The organism is Vibrio sp. ABG19 (assembly GCF_029962385.1).
Lineage (GTDB): Bacteria > Pseudomonadota > Gammaproteobacteria > Enterobacterales > Vibrionaceae > Vibrio > Vibrio ostreae.
On sequence record NZ_CP071708.1, the window covers coordinates 1,947,245 to 1,967,356 of the forward strand.

General features: G+C 52.2%; 16 protein-coding genes. 10 read left to right on the top strand and 6 right to left on the bottom strand.

Features of this window, described 5'->3' with window-relative positions:
- Positions 1-105 precede the first annotated feature (105 nt).
- Positions 106-924 carry an outer membrane protein OmpK gene (locus J0X00_RS15235; RefSeq protein WP_136483445.1) on the bottom strand — a complete coding sequence of 273 codons (819 nt, stop codon included), beginning with the start codon at positions 922-924 and terminating at the stop codon, positions 106-108.
- A gap of 350 nt (positions 925-1,274) precedes the next feature.
- On the opposite strand from J0X00_RS15235, the gene J0X00_RS15240 reads away from it, so the two are divergent.
- From J0X00_RS15240 to J0X00_RS15255, 4 genes are all read left to right on the top strand, one after another.
- Complete coding sequence (locus J0X00_RS15240) at positions 1,275-1,853, top strand: LON peptidase substrate-binding domain-containing protein (RefSeq protein ID WP_282477139.1); 579 nt, start codon at positions 1,275-1,277, stop codon at positions 1,851-1,853.
- Between the two features lie 169 nt (positions 1,854-2,022).
- Positions 2,023-2,607 carry an RNA polymerase sigma factor gene (locus tag J0X00_RS15245; RefSeq protein WP_136483446.1) on the top strand — a complete coding sequence of 195 codons (585 nt, stop codon included), beginning with the start codon at positions 2,023-2,025 and terminating at the stop codon, positions 2,605-2,607.
- Positions 2,604-3,293, top strand: a complete 690-nt coding sequence (locus tag J0X00_RS15250) for a ChrR family anti-sigma-E factor (protein WP_282477140.1) — start codon at positions 2,604-2,606, stop codon at positions 3,291-3,293. The genes J0X00_RS15245 and J0X00_RS15250 overlap by 4 nt, the downstream gene beginning before the upstream one ends.
- A 226-nt stretch (positions 3,294-3,519) precedes the next feature.
- Positions 3,520-4,962 carry an MDR family MFS transporter gene (locus J0X00_RS15255; protein ID WP_136483448.1) on the top strand — a complete coding sequence of 481 codons (1,443 nt, stop codon included), beginning with the start codon at positions 3,520-3,522 and terminating at the stop codon, positions 4,960-4,962.
- Between the two features lie 64 nt (positions 4,963-5,026).
- On the opposite strand, the gene J0X00_RS15260 is transcribed toward J0X00_RS15255, so the two are convergent.
- The 3 genes from J0X00_RS15260 to rdgC form a co-directional block, all read right to left on the bottom strand.
- Complete coding sequence (locus J0X00_RS15260) at positions 5,027-5,281, bottom strand: YfhL family 4Fe-4S dicluster ferredoxin (protein ID WP_136483449.1); 255 nt, start codon at positions 5,279-5,281, stop codon at positions 5,027-5,029.
- Position 5,282: 1 nt separating this feature from the next.
- On the bottom strand, positions 5,283-6,683 hold the full coding sequence (gene yegQ, locus J0X00_RS15265) for a tRNA 5-hydroxyuridine modification protein YegQ (RefSeq protein WP_282477141.1): 1,401 nt from the start codon (positions 6,681-6,683) through the stop codon (positions 5,283-5,285).
- Between the two features lie 215 nt (positions 6,684-6,898).
- Positions 6,899-7,813: a recombination-associated protein RdgC gene (gene rdgC, locus J0X00_RS15270; RefSeq protein WP_136483451.1), complete on the bottom strand. Its 915-nt coding sequence runs from the start codon at positions 7,811-7,813 to the stop codon at positions 6,899-6,901.
- A gap of 216 nt (positions 7,814-8,029) precedes the next feature.
- Between rdgC and phoB the strand changes: the two genes are divergently transcribed.
- From phoB to J0X00_RS15285, 3 genes are read left to right on the top strand one after another with little or no spacing between them, the layout of a single operon-like run.
- Entirely contained in the window at positions 8,030-8,719 is a 690-nt protein-coding gene (phoB, locus tag J0X00_RS15275) for a phosphate regulon transcriptional regulator PhoB (RefSeq protein WP_136483452.1), read from the top strand.
- Between the two features lie 54 nt (positions 8,720-8,773).
- Positions 8,774-10,072, top strand: coding sequence for a phosphate regulon sensor histidine kinase PhoR (gene phoR / locus J0X00_RS15280; RefSeq protein WP_136483453.1), 1,299 nt, complete (start codon positions 8,774-8,776; stop codon positions 10,070-10,072).
- Between the two features lie 2 nt (positions 10,073-10,074).
- Complete coding sequence (locus tag J0X00_RS15285; protein ID WP_136483454.1) at positions 10,075-11,085, top strand: phosphate ABC transporter substrate-binding protein; 1,011 nt, start codon at positions 10,075-10,077, stop codon at positions 11,083-11,085.
- A gap of 123 nt (positions 11,086-11,208) precedes the next feature.
- Here J0X00_RS15285 and ppx read toward each other — a convergent pair whose 3' ends face one another.
- Together ppx and ppk1 are read right to left on the bottom strand one after the other, a co-directional pair.
- Complete coding sequence (gene ppx, locus J0X00_RS15290) at positions 11,209-12,861, bottom strand: exopolyphosphatase (protein WP_282477142.1); 1,653 nt, start codon at positions 12,859-12,861, stop codon at positions 11,209-11,211.
- Positions 12,836-14,947 (bottom strand): polyphosphate kinase 1, encoded by a 2,112-nt coding sequence (ppk1, locus tag J0X00_RS15295; protein ID WP_218562258.1) that lies wholly within the window; start codon positions 14,945-14,947, stop codon positions 12,836-12,838. The genes ppx and ppk1 overlap by 26 nt, the downstream gene beginning before the upstream one ends.
- A gap of 418 nt (positions 14,948-15,365) precedes the next feature.
- Here ppk1 and J0X00_RS15300 point away from each other — a divergent pair, with 418 nt between their 5' ends.
- The 3 genes from J0X00_RS15300 to pstB all read left to right on the top strand — a co-directional run bounded on the left by J0X00_RS15300 (position 15,366) and on the right by pstB (position 20,109).
- Positions 15,366-17,567 carry an ABC transporter permease subunit gene (locus tag J0X00_RS15300; RefSeq protein ID WP_282478304.1) on the top strand — a complete coding sequence of 734 codons (2,202 nt, stop codon included), beginning with the start codon at positions 15,366-15,368 and terminating at the stop codon, positions 17,565-17,567.
- Positions 17,568-17,643: 76 nt separating this feature from the next.
- Positions 17,644-19,290: a phosphate ABC transporter permease PstA gene (gene pstA / locus J0X00_RS15305; RefSeq protein WP_282478305.1), complete on the top strand. Its 1,647-nt coding sequence runs from the start codon at positions 17,644-17,646 to the stop codon at positions 19,288-19,290.
- Positions 19,291-20,109: a phosphate ABC transporter ATP-binding protein PstB gene (gene pstB, locus J0X00_RS15310; protein WP_136483458.1), complete on the top strand. Its 819-nt coding sequence runs from the start codon at positions 19,291-19,293 to the stop codon at positions 20,107-20,109. It abuts the gene before it with no gap.
- Positions 20,110-20,112 lie beyond the last annotated feature (3 nt).

Sequence of the window (20,112 nt, forward strand, 5' to 3'; positions counted from 1 at the left end):
AAACAACTTCGGTTAAGGGTTTGCGCTAAGGATAATGCCCCGCAGAGCGAAAGCAATAAAAAAGGGCGCCGATTGGCGCCCTCTCAAAGCTTGAGCAGGATTTACTTAGAACTTGTAAGTTACTGCCAGGTAATGGCCGATACCGGTTGAGTCTGCAGTTGCAGATGCATCCCATGGCAGACCTTCGCCGTTTTCAAAGCCGTATACATCGTTGAACAGCTTCAGGCCATAACCCACTGCGAAGCGGTCTGAGTGCCAGTAAATACCGTTGAACATGTCAAAGCCAGTGCTAGACGTGTTGTATTGGCTCTTCATGCCAAATTGGTAATCGATGTAACCTTGGTATGCGATGAACGTACCGTTTTCGAAAAAGTAGAAAGGTTTGAACCAGTTAGTGGCAAAGTGGTAACCATTCCAGTCTTTTTTACCTGAATCGTAAGTTTTGTACAGGTTTACGCCTACTTTACCAAACCATGGCACCATCACGTCTGAACCCAGACCGATGTTCTGAGTGTTCAGACCGTCGCTACCGCCATCCCATTGGATCAGAGAAGCCAGATATAGCTCCTGTACCGGACCGAAAGACAGGTCTTTACCAGTCAGAGCGTCCAGAGAGACACGCGGTGCAAATTTCATAAAGATTTTATCACGACCGTACTTGTCGCTGCTTGTGTCTGAAGTCAGGTTGAAGATATCAACATAGCCGTAAAGATCGAAAATGCCTGAACGGCCACCGAATTCCATTTCCAGGTAATCGTGGCTTGAATCTTCGTCAGCGGCACCTTTCTCATTGAACGCACCCATAATGTTGAACTGCATCCACTTGTAATCGTTTTTGTGGATATCGCCATCTGAGTAGTCAGCTGCCAGAGCTGGTGCAGCGGATGCTGCCAGTAGACCAAGAGCTAAAAGTAATTTGCGCATAAGGGGGACTCTCTATGTATGTATTGATTCAGAAGAATAATTAATCACTGCTTCTTCCAATTGGCGGGAATGATAGCGACTAAAATCTCAATTAAAAGTGATACGGCGTGCAAAATTTAGCTTCTTTGGTGATCATGGTCACATTATTGTATTTTATTTACGGAACTTTTTTGTGTTACAAGAATTTGCATTTTATTTGTGATTTTTGTCACGCAAACGTTTGGGTTGAAGGATATTAAGCTTATTGAATAACCTAAACGCGTAGTCAGTGATCTGGGGTTTTGCAAATTGCGTATGCACAACAAACACACTTGGTTAGCAGATCAACTTCACATAGGCAGGAAATCCAGATGGAAGAGATAATGTTATTTCCGCTCAGTTCGGTTGTTTTACCCGAAGGTAAGATGAAACTGCGTATTTTTGAGCCAAGATACAAACGTATGGTGGCGGAATGCAGCAAAACCGCCAGCGGATTCGGGATCTGTTTGTTCGATAGCAAAAGCACAGGAAAAGCAAATCCTCTTTCCGAATTTGGTACATGGGTGAAAATTGTCGACTTCGAAACGCTCGATGACGGCCTGCTGGGCATTACCGTGGTGGGAATGAAACGCTTCGTGATCCGCAAGATCCGGGTCGAGCACGACGGGTTGCGCCGCGCGAAAGTGGAATGGTTGCCGAACTGGCCAACTCAGCAAATGCCAGAGCGGGAAGTTTTCCTCAGTCAGCATCTGCAAAAGTTGTATCAGGAGTTTCCGCAGATCGGCAGTCTGTATGATCATCGTTTCTTCGATGATGCCAGCTGGGTCAGTCAGCGCTGGTTGGAACTGTTGCCGCTGTCTAACGGTCAGTTTGATGAACTGGCCCAGCAGGAAACCTGCCACAGCGCGCTGGCCTTCCTGAATCAGGCTATCGAAGCGTACGACGACTGACTCCCTCCAACGTGACCGACGGCCATCCGCACTAACAGAAAAAGCTGGCACTATAATGAAAGCAGGGTGCCTGACCGCTTTGCTGTGATCTGAATGGATGCTCAGCTCGTACAACAGGCGATAGGTGCAGGAAGGCCTGAATTTCAGGCCGTTAAGGACAGGACATCTCATGACTAATGTGAATCCACAAACCTTCAGCCGTCAGGACTGGACCAAGTGTATGGAGAAAGTGAAACAACGCGATAAGGAAGCTTTCGCAGTTATCTTTCATTATTTTTCTCCGCGGCTGAAACAGTTTGTTTTCAAGCATCTGGGTAACGAGCACGTCGCCGTTGAACTGGTTCAGGAAGCGATGACCACCGTGTGGCATAAAGCCTATCTTTTTGATGGCTCAAAAAGTTCGTTATCGACCTGGGTCTACACCATTGCACGTAATTTGTGTTTTGACCTGATGCGTAAACAGAAAGGCAAGGAGCCTCATGTCCTTGCTGACGATATCTGGCCGGGAGATTTCTGCCCGCCTGACCTGGTTGAGCACTACGCTCCGGAGCATGAAATGCTCAAAGAGCAGGTGCTTAAATTTCTCGACACTCTGCCGGAAGCGCAGCAAAAAGTGGTACGTGCGGTTTACCTTGAGGAAATTCCTCATCAGCAGGTGGCCGACATGTTTGACATTCCGCTCGGTACCGTCAAATCACGCTTGCGTCTGGCAGTGGAAAAACTCAGAACTTCAATCGATGCGGAGCGGCTATGAGCTACCATCCAGATTTTTCATTACTTGAAGCCTATGCCCAAGGCTCTATCGATGCCATTCATGGCGTGTCTGTGGCCACTCATCTAGAGATGTGTCCACACTGCCGTCAGCAAACCCGGCAATTGGAAGAGCATTGCGGAGACGCACTACTCAATTTAGAAATGACACCCAGTCAGGCATCCGCGGCGCCCACTGCCGATGCCCACTGGCAGCAGATGCTGGAGCAGATTTTTGCCAGTGATGCGCCTGCGCGGCCCAAACTGACCCGGGCCAAAGCGCCGGTTGTGTCGGTCAACGGCCGTCAGATTGCCGTTCCACGGGCGCTGAAGCGCTTTGTGAGCGCCGATGCGAAATGGCGCAGTTATGGCGGCAAGGTGTTCAGCCTGGCGCTGCACAGTGATGACAACACGCACATGAATCTAATGTACATCAGTGCCGGTGTGAGTATTCCTCAGCATACTCATCTGGGCACGGAATCAACGCTGGTGCTGCACGGCGGGTTCAAAGATGAAGACGATCATTATGACGCCGGTGATTTCATTCTGCGTGATGGCAGTGTGCATCATTCACCCCAAACCGCTCAGGACCAGGACTGCCTGTGTCTGACGGTACTGACTGAGCCGATGCTGTTTACCCGTGGTGTGGCTCGGCTGTTTAATATGTTTGGCAAAGGGCTTTATCCATAAGAACATTATCCGTAAGAACTTTATCCATAAGAACCTTGTATTCAGGGATTGTCTTGCTGGGGTGTTAAGCCTAAAAGTCACCCTCCTGATTTGTTACTCCTGCTGGCCACTTTGTGGCCTTTTTTTTGTCCCGACCACACTTCTCTGGCATTTCTGCGCCGGGTTCAGTGTATGATGCATGAGTATTCAATCTATTACATAAAATCACACTATGTCGCACCAAAGTATGTCTCAGCCTATTGATAAAAAAACGTTTCTCAGCTTGTTTGCCACGGTGTTTCTGCCGATGTTTCTGGCCGCGGTGGATCAGACTCTGCTGGCCACTGCTACTCCGGCCATGGTCAGTGAGCTGGGTGACATCCAACTCTCTTCCTGGATTGCGGTTGGCTATATGCTGGCCGGTGCGGCTTCTGTGCCGATATATGGCTGGCTGGGCGACCAATACGGTCGTAAACGTATGCTCGGGATTGCGCTCAGCATTTTTGCACTTGGCTCTTTGGTCTGCGCTCTGGCGGTCAACATGCCGGGCTTAGTCGCGGGGCGGATTATCCAGGGTTTGGGCAGTGGCGGCCTGATGAGCCTGTCACAGGCGCTGATTGGCGAACTGGTCGCGCCGCGTCAGCGGGCACGTTTTCAGGGCTACTTTTCGGCGTTGTTTGCGCTGTCGAGTATCGGTGGCCCGGTGCTGGGCGGGGTGATTGTGACTTATCTCTCCTGGCAATGGCTGTTCTGGATTAATCTGCCGCTGGTCGCGCTGGCGCTGTTTCGTTTATCGCGTCTGCAGTCGAGTCAGGTTAAAAGTGCCAGAAGCCGCATCGACGTTTTCGGGTTGTTGCTGTTTCCGACCCTGATGACAACGATTATCTACTGGCTGTCGGCCGGTGGACATTACTTTGCCTGGGGATCAGAAACCAGCCTGCTGCTACTTGGTGTGTTTGTGTTGTTAGTGGTGAGCTTTGTGTGGCAACAAAAGCGGGTCCGTCACTCTTTTCTGCCTTTACCTTTGCTGGTGCGTAAAGAGATTCATGTGCCTTTGATTTCGACGTTTCTGTTTGCTTCCTGTTTGTTTGGCCTGGTGTTTTTCCTGCCGATTTTTATGCAAATCGGTCTGGGCGTCAGCGCGGCCCGCTCCGGCCTGCTGATGATCCCGCTTTCGGCCGGCATTATTACCGGCTCGTTTATCACCGGTAAACTGATTGCCCGCAGCGGAGTACCAAAATGGATTCCGGTGTGCGGCATGAGCGTCAGTACCCTGGCGTTTCTGACGTTAGCTACGGTCGATATGGGGCCGAATGCGGTCAGTGCGGTCGGTTTTTTATGCTGCCTCGGGCTGGGCACTGTGATGCCATCGACCCAGGTGCTGATACAGACCGTGGCTGGTAAAGCCAGCCTGGGGCGGATTACCTCTATGGCGGCGCTGTCGCGCTCGCTGGGCGCGTCAGTCGGTACGGCGGTATTTGGTACCCTGATTTACTCGCAAATCCCCGGTTTTGATGCCAGCAGCTCAATCAGTACCTTACTGGAGACGCCTCAGGACGTAGTGGCCGATGCGTTCCAGACCGGCTATCTGCTGGCGGCGTTATTTGCGTTTACCTGTGTGCTTAACGCGGCGCGCGCGCCGTTGATTCAGCTTGATGACTACAGTTGGGCGACGGAAAAAAGCGCATAAAAAAACGGTCTCAGCTGAGACCGTTTTTTGTCTGGGTTGCGCCGCCGTGAAGGGGCGTAACCTATCAGGCCAGACCCTGAATGATCACGAATTTCTCTAACAGCTCTTCTTCTGTTTCAACGTGGTTCGGATCAACAATGATGCATTTAGTGATCGGACACACCGACTGACAGGTCGGCTTGTCATAGTGACCTTTACATTCGGTACACAGATCCGGATCAATCTCAAAGATGGACTCGCCCATCGAGATGGCGCCGTTCGGGCATTCCGGATCGCACATATCACAGTTAATGCACTTATCAGTGATCAATAAGGCCATATTATTTGCCTGTTGGGTTACGGGTATCCTGACCAGCGTTAAGGTTACGCATCAGCAGAGCGTAGTTCAGATCCATATCCTGCGGCATCGGAATGTAAACGAAGTGGCCGTTGCCTTTCGCATCGGCAATCGCTTCGCCTTTACGGTTTTCCATCGCTTCCAGAGTGAAAACAACGTTACCTTTTGGCGTCATCAGCTCCAGGCTGTCGCCCAGAATGAATTTGTTCTTCACTTCCACTTCCACCATGTCGCCACGGCGTTTACCGGTGAACTCACCGACGAACTGCTGTGCGTCAGAGACAGAGTAGCCGTAGTCGTAGTTCTGGTACGCGTCATGTGTGTGACGGCGCAGGAAGCCTTCGGTGTAACCACGGTGCGCCAGGCTTTCCAGTGTGCCCATCAGGTTCTCATCGAACGGTTTGCCGGCCACAGCATCATCGATCGCTTTGCGGTAAACCTGAGCAGTACGTGCACAGTAGTAGAATGATTTGGTACGGCCTTCGATTTTCAGTGAGTGCACACCCATCTTGGTCAGGCGCTCAACGTGTTGTACCGCACGCAGGTCTTTGGAGTTCATGATGTAAGTGCCGTGCTCATCTTCATAAGCGGCCATCTTCTCTTCCGGACGGTGGCTTTCAGACAGCAGGACAACGTCATCAATTGGCTTACCACGACCGATGGTGGTTTCCGGACGCTCTTCCTGTACTTCAATTGCCTGAGCGGCATTTGGATCGAATTGTTCAACGATTTGACCCGCTTCGTCTTCTTTGCCTTTCTCAACTTTGTATTCCCAACGACAGGCGTTGGTACAGGTGCCCTGGTTCGGGTCACGTTTGTTGATGTAGCCAGACAGCAGGCAACGACCTGAGTAAGCCATACACAGTGCGCCGTGGACGAAAACTTCCAGCTCGGTTTCCGGACAGTGCTCACGAATCTCTTCGATCTCTTCCAGAGACAGCTCGCGAGAGACGATAACGCGCTCAACGCCGTTAGCTGCCCAGAATTTCACGGTTGCCCAGTTGACCGCGTTGGCCTGTACGGACAGGTGAATCGCCATGTCAGGGAAAGCTTCACGTACCATCATGATCAGACCCGGGTCAGACATGATCAGTGCGTCCGGACCCATATCAACCACAGGTTTCAGATCGCGGATGAAGGTTTTCAGCTTCGAGTTGTGCGGCTGGATGTTACAGACCACGTAAAAGCGTTTGCCCTGGGCGTGCGCTTCATCGATACCGATTTGCAGGTTCTCGTGGTTGAATTCGTTGTTACGTACCCGCAGGCTGTAACGCGGCTGGCCTGCGTACACAGCATCTGCACCGTAGGCGAACGCGTAACGCATGTTTTTCAGGCTACCTGCCGGTGACAGCAGTTCAGGTACGAAAGTTTTCTCAGTAGTCATTGCTTCTTTATCTCAATCTGATCTCAAGTCAGGCCAATGCCACCTGATGGCATTGGAAGGGGCGCAAATTTTACGTCAAAATGTGAGCCATGACCAGTTGAGATTGCAGGTGATAAGAGAGGATGAGCTGACAGAGTGATTGCTGCCAGGTGGATAACGACTGTCTCAAAAAAGTCAGGCCGGTCACAAGGGACCGGCCTGAATCGGGGAGGGGCTTAAGCGTCGGCTTGCGGCAGGCCGCCTAAGGCGTCGAACAGATTCGGCAGGAAGGCGGAAAATTCACCGCACATCAGCGAGAAATCGGCATCGAAACGCGCCGCCTGATCTTCGCGCGGAATGTCTTCGTTCTCATCTTTCAGTTCATCGCTGAAGGTGATGCGTTTGATGCTGCAGTCTTCGGCCAGAATAAAGCTCAGCCGATCCTGCCAGTTGACAGACAGCTTAGTCACCACCTTGTTGGCAGCGATGTGATTGAGAATCTCATCGCTGGTCAGCTCCTGTTTTTTACAACGCACTACGGCGCCGTCATCGAGAGTCGATGTCAGCTCGGCTTCATCCAGCAGGTTGAAACCTTGCGGCAGGTTGCCGTCTTTGACCCATTGGGTCAGGGTGGTTTCGACGGCCACTTCCGGGATAGCCGGAACCACCGGCAGGCTGCCCATGGTTTTACGCAGCAGCGCCAGCACGTCTTCGGCTTTTTTGTAGCTGCTGGCGTCGACCAGGATCAGACCTTGCGACGGCATGATCAGCACAAAGGTGTACTGGCTGCGGCTGAACGCGCGTGGCAGCAGATCGATGACGATATCGTCTTTGATATTGTCTTTTTCTTTCTTTTTCAACGGACGGCCTTCTTCGGCTTCCATTGCTTCAACTTTGGCATTGAGTGAGTCTTTGATCACCGAGGCCGGGAGCATTTTTTCTTCTTTCTTGGCGCAGATGAGAATGCGGTCTTCACTGACGTGAGTCATCATGTCGCCATGTTTGCCCATCGCATGTACCCAGCCGAATTTCTGTTTGTCCTGGCTGCCACAAGGGGTGAAGCGAAACTCTGCCAGTTGCTGTTCCAGCTGGTCGGCATTGAAGTTGATATCGCGGTTGACGCGATAGACCATACAGTTTTTAAACCACATATCTATTTCTTTTCCTTGTTCGAAAGCGTGACATCATAGGACATCTCTCTGGCAATGTCTCACGGCGAATTCAAAAAATTGCCACCCGAAACCAGGTTGATATAACGATGAATTTGATAAGAAAGTTATATTAAAAATTGTTTGCAAAGGTCACAAAAGTGTCATAATCATTTCTCATAATGCACAGCGTTGATTAAATAAAAAGGTTATTCAATTATGTCTAGAAGGATTCTGGTTGTTGAAGACGAAGCGCCGATTCGTGAAATGCTGTGTTTCGTGCTTGAACAAAAAGGTTATCAGGCAGTGGAAGCCGAAGACTATGACACTGCGGTGAATAAACTGGCTGAACCCTTCCCTGATCTGGTTCTGCTTGATTGGATGCTGCCTGGTGGCAGCGGCATTAACTTCATCAAGCATATGAAACGTGAAGAGCTGACACGTAACATTCCGGTTGTGATGCTGACCGCACGTGGTGAAGAAGAAGATAAAGTCCGTGGCCTGGAAGTCGGCGCTGATGACTACATTACCAAACCTTTCTCTCCTAAAGAGCTGGTGGCTCGTCTCAAAGCGGTCATTCGCCGTGTGACGCCAACGGCACTGGAAGACGTGATTGATGTGCAGGGCCTGAAACTGGATCCGGTCTCGCACCGTGTGACGGCCAATGATGATGCATTGGATATGGGTCCGACCGAATTCAAAATGCTGCATTTCTTTATGACGCACCAGGAACGGGTGTACAGCCGCGAGCAGCTGCTGAACAACGTCTGGGGCACGAACGTTTACGTGGAAGACCGTACCGTTGATGTGCATATCCGTCGTTTGCGTAAAGCACTGGAAGAAGCGGGTCACGATAAGCTGATCCAGACGGTGCGCGGCGCTGGCTACCGTTTCTCAACCAAAGCGTAAGGGGACTGACGCCGGTCCTGGATTCCGCCGAATCGGATGCGGCATGAAGACATTATGGTTGAACGTTTAACTTGGAAAAAGCTGGCCTGGGAGCTGGCTTTTTTTTACCTGCCCTGGATTGTGGTCGGGTGGATATTCGGCTACATGCCGTGGTTGCTGTTGGCGGCCACGGCTTTGCAGCTTGTGTGGCATTTACATAACCAGATGCGACTTTCTGCCTGGCTGTGGGATGAAAAGCGCCTCACGCCGCCCTCCGGGTCCGGCAACTGGGAGTCGCTGTTTAACGGCATTTACCGCCTGCAGCAGCGCCAGCGCAAAAAGCGCAAAGAACTGACCAATCTGATCCGTCGTTTTCGCAACGGGGCAGAATCGTTGCCCGATGCGGTGGTGGTGTTTCGCGGTGAAGGCAACATTGTGTGGTGTAACCGCCTGGCGCAGCATCTGCTCGGCTTTCGCTGGCCGGATGATGCCGGACAGCCGATCTCAAACCTGATTCGTACTCCGGATTTCATCAAATACCTGCAAAAAGGCGACTTCACTGAGCCGCTCGACATGCGTTCGCCGCTCAATGTGGAACGTTCGCTCGAACTGCGGATCGTGCCGTATACCGAGGGCGAGCACCTGATGGTGGTGCGTGATGTCACTCAGCTCAAGCAGCTGGAAGGTATGCGGCGTAACTTCTTTGCCAACGTCTCGCACGAACTGCGTACCCCGATGACGGTGCTGCAGGGGTATCTGGAGATGACCGAAGACCCGGATATGCTGGTCGGCCCGATGTGGCCGAAAGCGCACGGTGTGATGACCGAGCAGCTCAACCGCATGAACAGTCTGGTCAGCCAGCTGCTGACCTTGTCCAAGATTGAAGCCTCGCCGATTCACGAACTGGACGAAGTGGTTGATGTGCCGTCGATTCTGGAGATTCTGGAAAAAGAAGCGGTCAGCCTGAGCGGTGATGATCAGCATCAGCTCCATTTTGAGGTGGATAAAAAACTGCGCGTGCTGGCGGATGAAGATCAGTTACGCAGTGCGATCTCAAATCTGGTGTATAATGCGGTCAAATATACCCCGCCTGGCGCCGAGATCAATGTGCGCTGGTATCAAAGCCCGCAGGGCGCCTGTCTGGAAGTGGAAGATAAAGGCGACGGTATCGAGCCGCAGCACCTGCATCGTCTGACTGAGCGTTTTTACCGCGTTGACAAAGCGCGCTCGCGTGACACTGGCGGCAGTGGTTTAGGGCTGGCGATTGTGAAACATGCCTTGTCGCATCATGACTCTCATTTAGACATCAAAAGCCAGGTTGGTGTCGGCAGCCAGTTCTCGTTTGTGCTGCCCAAGCGCCTGGTGGTGAAGTAAGCATGTGGAAAAAAATAACTCTGTTGGCGCTGCTGGCGGCCTGTTATGGCCCGGCGTCGGCACAGGCCTTAAGTAATAATGGCGTAAGTGACTATGACTTAAGTGACAATGGCTTAAGTGACTATGACCTAAGTGACTATGAAAAGACGCCCGGCGTGGCCGGTAACCTGCTTACGGTTGGTTCCGATACCTTAGCCGGAATGACCACCTTGTGGGTGGAAGAGTTTAAATCGATTTACCCCAATGTGATTGGTCAGGTGCAGGCATCCGGCTCAGCCACTGCGCCACCGGCGCTGACCGAAGGTACCGCTCAGTTTGGTCCGATGAGTCGGCCGATGCGCAGCAGTGAAATCGAAGCGTTTGAGCGTACCTATGGCTATAAACCGACGGCGCTGCGGGTGGCGATTGATGCGATTGGTATCTTCGTGCATCGTGATAACCCAATCAAAGGGCTTAATTTCACTCAGCTCGACAGTATTTTTTCCGCCACTTTGCGCTGCGGCGCGACCGAGTCGGTCGAACGCTGGGAGCAACTTGGTTTGTCTTATGAGTGGGCGAAACGTGGTATTCAGATGTTTGGTCGTAACTCGGTGTCCGGTACGTATGGCTATTTTAAGCAAAATGCGCTGTGCGGCGGTGATTTTAAACGCAGCGTCAACGAACAGCCGGGGTCGGCTTCGGTGGTGCAGTCGGTGGCTTCGACCATCAACACCATAGGTTACTCCGGGGTCGGTTACCGTGTCTCCGGGGTCAAGTTACTGCCTATTGCGGTAGAAGGTGAGCAGTATGTTGAGCCGACCCGCGCTAACATTTTGTCCGGTGACTATCCGCTATCCCGCTATCTGTACGTTTATATTAACAAGAATCCGACCCGCGAGCTGAGTCCGGTTGAGCGTGAATTCATCCGCTTTATCTTCTCCAGGCAGGGGCAGGACATAGTCGCGAAAGATGGATATCTGCCTATCTCACCGGATCTGGTTCATCAGGAGTTGCACAAGGTCGGTATCGAATAAATCAACGCCTATTGCTCCGCTTGCGCCCCCGCAAACGCAACAAGCCAGCACAGTGCTGGCTTGTTTTATGTTAGCAGTCCGTCTTGTTTGACCTGCGATGTTTTACTCTTTGTCAGCCGATAGCTAGAAGCTCAGTTGCCAGCCGGCATTATGCCAGTACTCCTGTTCACTGAGCAGGTCAGCATGCAGCAGCTTGTTGTTCTCCAGCCACTCTTTTTCTACGCATTTGAGCTGCCATTCGTCGTCTTTGATGTTAAGACTTAGCTCAGGTAACGGGTCGTCATTGCGCTGACCATTAACCACAATGGCCAGGCGCAGCACCCGGATAAGGCCAAGAATATGTTTTTTCTTGAACAGGGAAAAATCAGCCATTTCATTGAGTTTTAACGCTTTGCGCTGGAATCTGGCCAGCGTCGACAGCACCAGTTGTTGCTCGCTGTTAAAGCCGGGCATGTTGGTATGGTGCAGTATGTAGGCTGAGTGACGGTGAAATGCCTGCAAGCTGATACTCAGACCGACTTCATGCAGCAGGGCGCTCCATTCCAGCAAATCGAACAGTTCGTTGTTCTTTTTCAGCCCCAGTTCAGCGGCGACCTGATCGAGAAATTCGCGTGCCTGGCCTTTGACCTTGGCGGCATGTTCCAAATCAACCAGATGTTTAGTCGCCAGGTTTTCCGTGGTGCGCAGGCGAATATCCGAATACTTGAACCTGTCTTCCATCTCATACAGCAAGCCTTCACGCAGCGCGCCGTCGGAGAAGAACATCTCTTTGATCTTAAGGGCGTGGAAAATCGCACTCAGGATAGCGACTCCGGCCGCAAATACCGGCTTACGATCTTCGGTCAGACCGGAGAGCTGAATATCGTCAATCGAGTTCCAGTCACACAGTTTGTCGATCAGTTTACCCAGCCGCTCCTCGGTAATGATGCCATCATCAAATCCGAGGCCGATCAGCACTTCGTGAATCGCTTTGACGGTACCGGATGAACCAAAGGCGATCTTCCAGCCTAGTTTGCGGTACTTACTGGCTATCGATTCCAGTTTCTGTTCGGCTGCCAGCATCGCCTGAGCAAAATTCTTCTTCGACAGTTTGCCGTTAGAAAAATAGCGGTCGGTATAGGAGACGCAGCCCATCTGTTTGCTGTTGACCAGCTCGGCATCAAAGCCCTTGCCTATCACCATTTCGGTACTGCCGCCGCCGATATCGACCACCAGCATCGATTCTGCCTGGGGCTGAGTATGTGCGACTCCGAGGTAGATAAGGCGCGCTTCTTCTGTACCGGGAATAATCTCGATTGGGTAGGGCAGCACTTGCTGCGCGCGTTGCAGAAAGATGTGCGCGTTATTGGCCTGACGCAGGGTATGCGTCGCGGCGATACGTACATTGTCGGCATCAATGCCCTGCAGACGCTCGGCAAACATCGCCAGACACTCGAGGCCGCGCTCTATCGATGCGTTATCGAGATTGTGCTGCTCATCCAGACCTGAAGCGAGACGGACCCGCTGTTTGTGGCGGCTGATCAGCTGTAAATCCTGGTCAACGACTTTAGCCACCACCATGTGAAAGCTGTTCGAGCCTAAGTCAATCGCGGCGATTTCGCGTGTACTGGTCTCATCCCGAATTGAACTATCACCTGACACGTGTTCAGGCTGCGTGTCATTCACGCTGTCGGTTGCAGGCGTATCGTTACCAGGCGTCGTATTGTCTGGCTGATCGTTGTCTGGCTGATCGTTTTCAGTCTTAGCGTGGTCAGGCGTGTTGCTGGGCTGAGTCATGGATATCTGCTGATCCCTTATGCTTACGTGTTTGTTTTTCTACATTTTTAAGATAGTCATAAATAGCCAGTTGTGAACGAACTTTCTTTCGGTTACCGCGGTTAACGTAGCGGTTACTCATTTCTTTATCGATCACCCGTGCTTTGACGGTATCCGTAAACTGTAGATTGATGATGTCTATAATACGCTGTTTCAGCCGCTCGTCACGCACTGGTGCGGTCACTTCGATACGGTGATCAATATTACGTGTCATCCAGTCAGCAGAAGAGATATAAACCTTGGGATTGCCTTCATTATGTGTGATCAGAACCCGCGGGTGCTCCAGGAAGCGATCGACAATACTGATGATACGAATGTTATCGCTAATGCCTTCTAAGCCGGGCACCAGAGAACACATGCCGCGAATGATCATCTTTATCTGCACACCGGCACTGCTGGCGGCATACAGTTTATTGACCAGGCCGGGGTCGACCAGGTTGTTGACTTTCAGGGTAATCGCTGCTTTTTTACCCGCCAGGGCATGCGCGGTTTCCTCATCGATCAGACGGTACAACTGGTTACGTGAATTGCGCGGTGAGACAATCAGATGATTGAAATTCACCGGGCGGAACGGATTTTCAATATAGCCGAACACGTTACGCACTTCGTTGGTGAGATCTTTGTCGGCGGTCAGCAGAGAAAAGTCGGTATAGATACGCGCGGTCTTTTCGTGGAAGTTACCGGTGCCGATATGGGCGTAACGGATAAATTCATTCTCTTCACGGCGGGTGATCAGCAGCAGTTTGGCGTGGATTTTCATTCCCGGTGTACCAAACACCACGTGCACGCCGGCTTCTGTCAGCACCCGTGACCATTCAATGTTGGCCTCTTCATCAAAACGGGCCTGCAGTTCCACCACCACCACGACATTTTTGCCGTTATGGACCGCATCAATCAGCGAGTTCATCAGACGAGAGTCTTTGGCCACACGGTAGATATTGATCTTAATGCTGACCACTTTCGGGTCAAAGGACGCCTGACGGACCAACTCGGTAATGTGCTCGAAGCTGTGGTACGGGTAGTGCAGCAGGATATCCTGCGCTTTGATGGCGTCAAACGCATTCAGGTAGCCTTCAAAATCGGCGCACTTGATTGGCGGCAGCGGACGGTTTTCCAGATAGTCGCGTCCCACGTTCGGAAAGCCGATAAAGTCTTTAAAGTTGTGATAGCGCCCGCCCGGCAGCAAGCTGTCGTAATGGGAAATCTGCAGCTTTTCACACAGGAAATTGAGCATCTGCTCCGGCATATCGCGCTCGTAAACAAAACGCACCGGCATCGCGGTCAGGCGCTGGTTAAGGCCTTCCGACATCAGCTCCAGCAGGCTGTATTCCACTTCATGACTGAGATCGTATTCCGCATCGCGGGTCATTTTGATGGCGTAGCCATTGAGCGAGTCGTAATCGAAAAAGCCGCGGAAAATATCGTCCAGGCAGTAACGGATGATGTTGTCGAGCAGAATGATGGTCTTGCGACGTTTACCTTTCTGTTCCGGCACCATGACAAAACGCGGCAGGTGATCGGTCGGAATTTCGATCAGCGCATAATGGGATTCGTCGCCTTTTTTCATGTCGGTGGCGATATAGGCGTATTCATCTTTGAGAAACTGCAGCACATCAATGTCATCTTTCATCAGCAGCGGCGTAATGTGCGGCAGCACTTCTTTATGGAAATACTTGCTGATCCAGCGCTGCTGCGCTTCATCGAGCTGGGTTTCATTGACCAGGAAAATACGCCGCCGTGCCATCTCAAGAATGATGTCATTATACAGGTTGTCGAAATCCTGATTGAGTTTGAATGCTTTGCTCTGCATGCGACTGAGCAGGTGTTTATTGGAGTCATTGCCGCCGCGTTCGCGGTTGATCAGAATACGTCGTTTTACATCGGAGAAGCGGACTTTATAGAATTCATCCAGGTTGTTGGAGAAAATGCCCAGAAAACGGATACGTTCCACCAGCGGCACGGTCTTATCGGCGGCTTCCTGCAGCACCCGCTCGTTAAAAGAGAGCCAACTTAATTCTTTATCGATATACAACTTTTCCGCGCTCATGACTTACCTACTGACTTGTTCTGATGATTTTGTGTCGGGTTAAAATGACTTTTTAATGATTGTTTAGTTATTAACCCTGGGGTATTCATTGCAAATTAGTTTTTAAATATGACACTTTTATTGCAAAAGTGCGTACTCTCTATAGTTGTTTTATTTTCAGTTGTTTAATGTGATCTGTAATATAATTGTCACTTAACAGACCTATAATCTTGTACTTGAGTATCTTCAATAAATGCACTGCGCAAACCGGTCGCCATAAGGTTTACAGGCACTCTGTCACCCAGGCCGGATTTCACCGCTGAGAGTCACACTCTTCAGGCGTTCCCCTTCAGACAGGTTAAGGCCTGCTCGTATTCGGGCGTGCAATCGCATTTTGATGACATTTTCGTGTAGCGGAGCGGCAGAGGTAGAGGGATTGATGGCACAGGCCGAGTTTTCATTGAAAGAGCGGGATCAAAAACGAATTATTAAGGATCGTCTTGTCCGTCTTGCAGTGACTGGTGGTGGTGTCAGTGTGCTTGGCGCCCTGATTCTGATCTTTATCTATCTGGTTCTGGTGGTCCTGCCGCTGTTTTCTGATGCGAAACTGGAAACCGGCTATGCCAGTCAGCCGATTAACACGCCGGCGCCTAAGATGCTGGCGGTGGATGATTACGGTGAGCACGCGTTTGTCCTCAGCGCGCAGGGCAAGGCCGAATTCTGGTCGCTCAATCATGAGCGCAGCCAGCCATTGTGGCGCGGATCATTGCCGTTGGAACCGGTGCAGTTTGCGGCTGGTATGGCCGATACGCGCTGGTTCGCCGTGACGGACGCGGCTAACCGGGTCTATATCGCCCGTCCCCATTTTACCAACACCGTCAGCGCGCAGGGGCGTCTGTTTATTCCTAAGTTGGAAGCGCTGCCGCTCGGTACGGACTGGTCACTGTTGCCGGAGTCAATTCATATTCAGCAACTGGCGCTGGCGGTCAGCGACAGCACGGTCTTTTTAGCCACTTACCAGTCGGATAATCAGGTTTCTGTGCATTGGGCTGAGCGGGGCAATCCGGCCATTCGTCATGACTTTACTTTTGCGGCCCCGTTTGACCAGCTTGATGAGATCAAGCTGACTCCGGACGGACGCACTTTGTATTTGCGCACCGGTTCTGAGCTGGCGGTGGCAGTGCGCGACGGCCTGAATTACCGCGTGCGTGAGGTGATTGATCTCAGCCAGGGTCAAGCCGACCATGCTGTCAGTGCCATCTATCTGTTGTCCGGTGCCTACTCACTGCTGGTTTCCCATCAGGACGGACTGGTCACTCAATGGTTTGACGTGTTACACAACGGCGAACGCCACCTGACCCAGATCCGGGATTTTAAACTGGCCGAGCAGCTGCGTTTTATTCTGCCGGATACTTACAGTAAGGGCTTTTACAGTTTTTATCAGAACGGTACGGTGCAGAGTCACTACACCACCAGCGACAAACTGGTGGTGTTCGCCCGCGCCTATCAGCAGGTGCCGAAGCTGGCGGCGATGTCATCCAATGAACGCTATCTGGCGACGTATGATCGTGGCACCATCAGCGTGGCTGAGGTGGATAACGGCTATCCGGAAGTGTCATTCTCGTCTCTGTGGCAGAAAGTGTGGTACGAAAGCTACCCTGAGCCGCAGTATGTGTGGCAGTCGACATCAGCCAGTGATGATTTCGAGGCCAAATTCAGCCTGGTGCCGATTGCGTTCGGGACCTTTAAAGCGGCCTTGTATGCCATGCTGTTCGCGGTGCCGATAGCGGTGCTGGGCGCCATCTATACCGCTTATTTTATGGCCCCGAAAATGCGCCGGGTGGTCAAGCCGAGTATTGAACTGATGGAAGCGCTGCCGACGGTGATCATCGGTTTTCTCGCCGGGTTGTGGTTTGCGCCGATTGTGGAGAATAACCTCAGTGCGATTGCCGCGCTGGTGCTGTTTTTACCTTTGTCGGCGGTGCTGATAGGCCTGGTCTGGTCATCGTTGCCGAAAACCTGGCTGCGCAGAATGGCTGGTGGCTGGCATGCGCTGATCCTGATCCCGGTGCTGCTGGCGGTGAGCGTGGTGATTTTGTCGTACAGCACAGACATTGAGCGCTGGCTGTTTGGCGGCGACGTTCAGGTTTTTCTGGCCCAGCACGGTATCGATTTTGACCAGCGTAATGCGCTGGTGGTCGGTTTTGCCATGGGCTTTGCCGTGATCCCGACCATTTTCACCATCGCGGAAGATGCGATTTTCTCCGTACCGAAGCACCTCTCCGATGGTTCGCTGGCGTTGGGTGCGACACCGTGGCAGACCCTGATTCATGTTGTGCTGCTCACTGCCAGTCCGGGTATTTTCTCGGCGATGATGATGGGGCTGGGACGCGCAGTGGGAGAAACCATGATCGTGCTGATGGCGACCGGTAATACGCCAATCCTGGACTGGAATATTCTCGAAGGCATGCGCACCTTGTCGGCCACGATTGCGGTTGAATTGCCGGAATCAGAAGTGGGCAGCTCGCATTTCCGTATTTTGTTCCTGGCGGCGTTACTGCTGTTTATGTTTACTTTTGCGGTTAACTCGCTGGCGGAATGGGTACGTCAGCGACTGCGCGCTAAGTATCGTTCGTTGTAATGGGTTACCAATGAAATTAATGAGTTACCAATGAAATTAATAGGTTACCAAGGAAACTAATGGATTGCAGATGAAAATTTCGCACTGGATGAAATCCGGCGCGCCATGGATTTGGTTAACCGGTGGTGCAGTCAGCCTGAGTCTGATTTCGGTACTGGGGTTGCTGCTGCTGATCGGCTGGAAAGGGCTGACCTATTTCTGGCCGGCGCCACTTTACCAGTGGCAATCGCAAGATGGTCAGTATTTGGTGGGGCAGTTGTATGCATCGGAATCGGTGCCGGTCAGCCATTTGAAGGATATGGATATCGAGCTACCGGACGAGGTGATCGAAGCGGGCAGCGCGACACGGCTCAATATCAAAATTGCTAACCGTGAACTGTATGGCAGCGATTTTGTCTCTATGTTGGCGCTCAAGCTGAGTGAGCCGACCAAACCCGCCGGCTGGATGGTGATAGAGCGGGCCCGTGACGGCCAGTTTTACGGCAAGCCGCTTGGTTTTGAACAGGTTAATGGCAACATCAGCCCGCACATCGAGACCTTGCTCAGCCAGGGGCTGGAGCAGGCCGAGGAACTGCGCGCCGAGATGGATGGCGTGATTAATCAACAGATTCGCCAGATTGGTAATCAGGTCGAAAACCTGCGTCTTGAGCGGCGCCGTCATGAACTGAACGGCAAGCTAACTGACGACTATCTGGCTCGTTATCGTGAGCGCAAGCAAGCGCTGGATGCCAAGTTGGTTGAGGCGGAGCAGCACCTAGATTTTCTGCGCTCCCAGCTCAGTCATCAGGCGCTGCTGATGGAAGATATGCATGGCCTCAAGGTGCGGATTCCGCTCAGTCAGATTCTCGATTACTGGTTTCCGAATGACATGACGCTGGGGGAAAAAATTGCGCAGTGGGGCAAGCAGGTGTGGGTATTTCTGTCCGATGATCCGCGTGAGTCCAACTCGGAAGGCGGCGTTTTCCCCGCCATTTTCGGCACGGTTTTTCTGGTGCTGATCATGTCGGTCATCGTGATGCCGCTCGGTGTGGTGGCCGCGGTTTATCTGCATGAATACGCCAAAGACAATACCTTTACCCGCCTGATCCGGGTTGCGGTGATTAACCTCGCCGGGGTTCCGTCCATTGTGTACGGTGTGTTTGGCCTCGGCTTTTTTGTTTACACCATAGGTGCCTCGATCGACCAGCTGTTTTATGCCGAGCGTCTGCCTGCGCCGACGTTCGGGACGCCTGGCCTGTTGTGGTCAGCCCTGACTCTGGCCGTGCTGACGCTGCCGGTGGTGATTGTGGCGACCGAAGAAGGCCTGACCCGGATTCCGCTCTCGGTGCGCCACGGCTCTCTGGCGTTAGGCGCGACTCAGTTTGAAACTATCTGGCGCATTGTTCTGCCGATGGCCAGCCCTGCTATGATTACAGGACTGATCCTGGCGATTGCGCGTGCGGCGGGTGAAGTGGCACCGCTGATGCTGGTCGGGGCGGTCAAGCTGGCGTCAAGTCTGCCAGTGGACGGGGAATTCCCGTTTGTTCATCTGGAACGTAAGTTTATGCACCTCGGTTTTCATATTTACGACATCGGCTTTCAGACTTCGAATATTGAAGCGGCGCGCCCGCTGGTGTACGCGACCTCATTTTTGCTGGTGACAGTGATTGTGGCGCTCAACCTCACGGCGATCAGCATTCGTAATAACTTACGCGAGAAATACCGAACTTTAGGACAAGATTAAATGCTTTCTGTCAATCAGGCGCTGGGTTACCAGGCGCCGCTCGACGTCAACAACTTAACCGATAAACAGACTGCGATTGCGATCGAAGGCCTCAATCTGTTTTACAAACAGACCCGGGCATTGAACGATATTTCGATGCGGATTCCCAAAGGCCAGGTCACGGCATTTATCGGCCCGTCCGGCTGCGGCAAATCGACCTTGCTGCGCTGCATCAACCGGATGAATGATCTGGTCGAAGGTTGCCGGGTCGAGGGCGAAGTCAAACTGCACGGCAAGAATGTTTACTCGCCGGACGTGGATGTGCCGACGCTGCGCCGCCGGGTCGGCATGGTGTTTCAACGCCCCAATCCGTTTCCGAAGTCGATTTACGAGAATGTGGTGTATGGGTTACGCCTGCAGGGGATTCGTAACAGCCGCGCGCTGGATGATGCCGCTGAGCATGCGCTGCGCGCGGCCGCCTTGTGGGATGAGGTTAAAGGGCGCCTGCATGAGAATGCTTTTGGGCTGTCCGGCGGTCAGCAGCAGCGCCTGGTGATTGCGCGTGCGATTGCGATTGAGCCGGAAGTTCTGCTGCTTGATGAACCGACTTCGGCGCTGGATCCGATTTCCACCCTGACGATCGAAGAGCTGATTCACGAGCTGAAAACCAAGTACACCGTGGTGATCGTCACCCACAATATGCAACAGGCTGCCCGGGTCAGTGACCATACCGCTTTTATTCATATGGGAAAATTGATCGAGTACGCAGATACCGATTCTATTTTTACTTCACCATTGAAAAAACAGACTGAAGACTACATTACTGGGCGCTACGGTTAATCG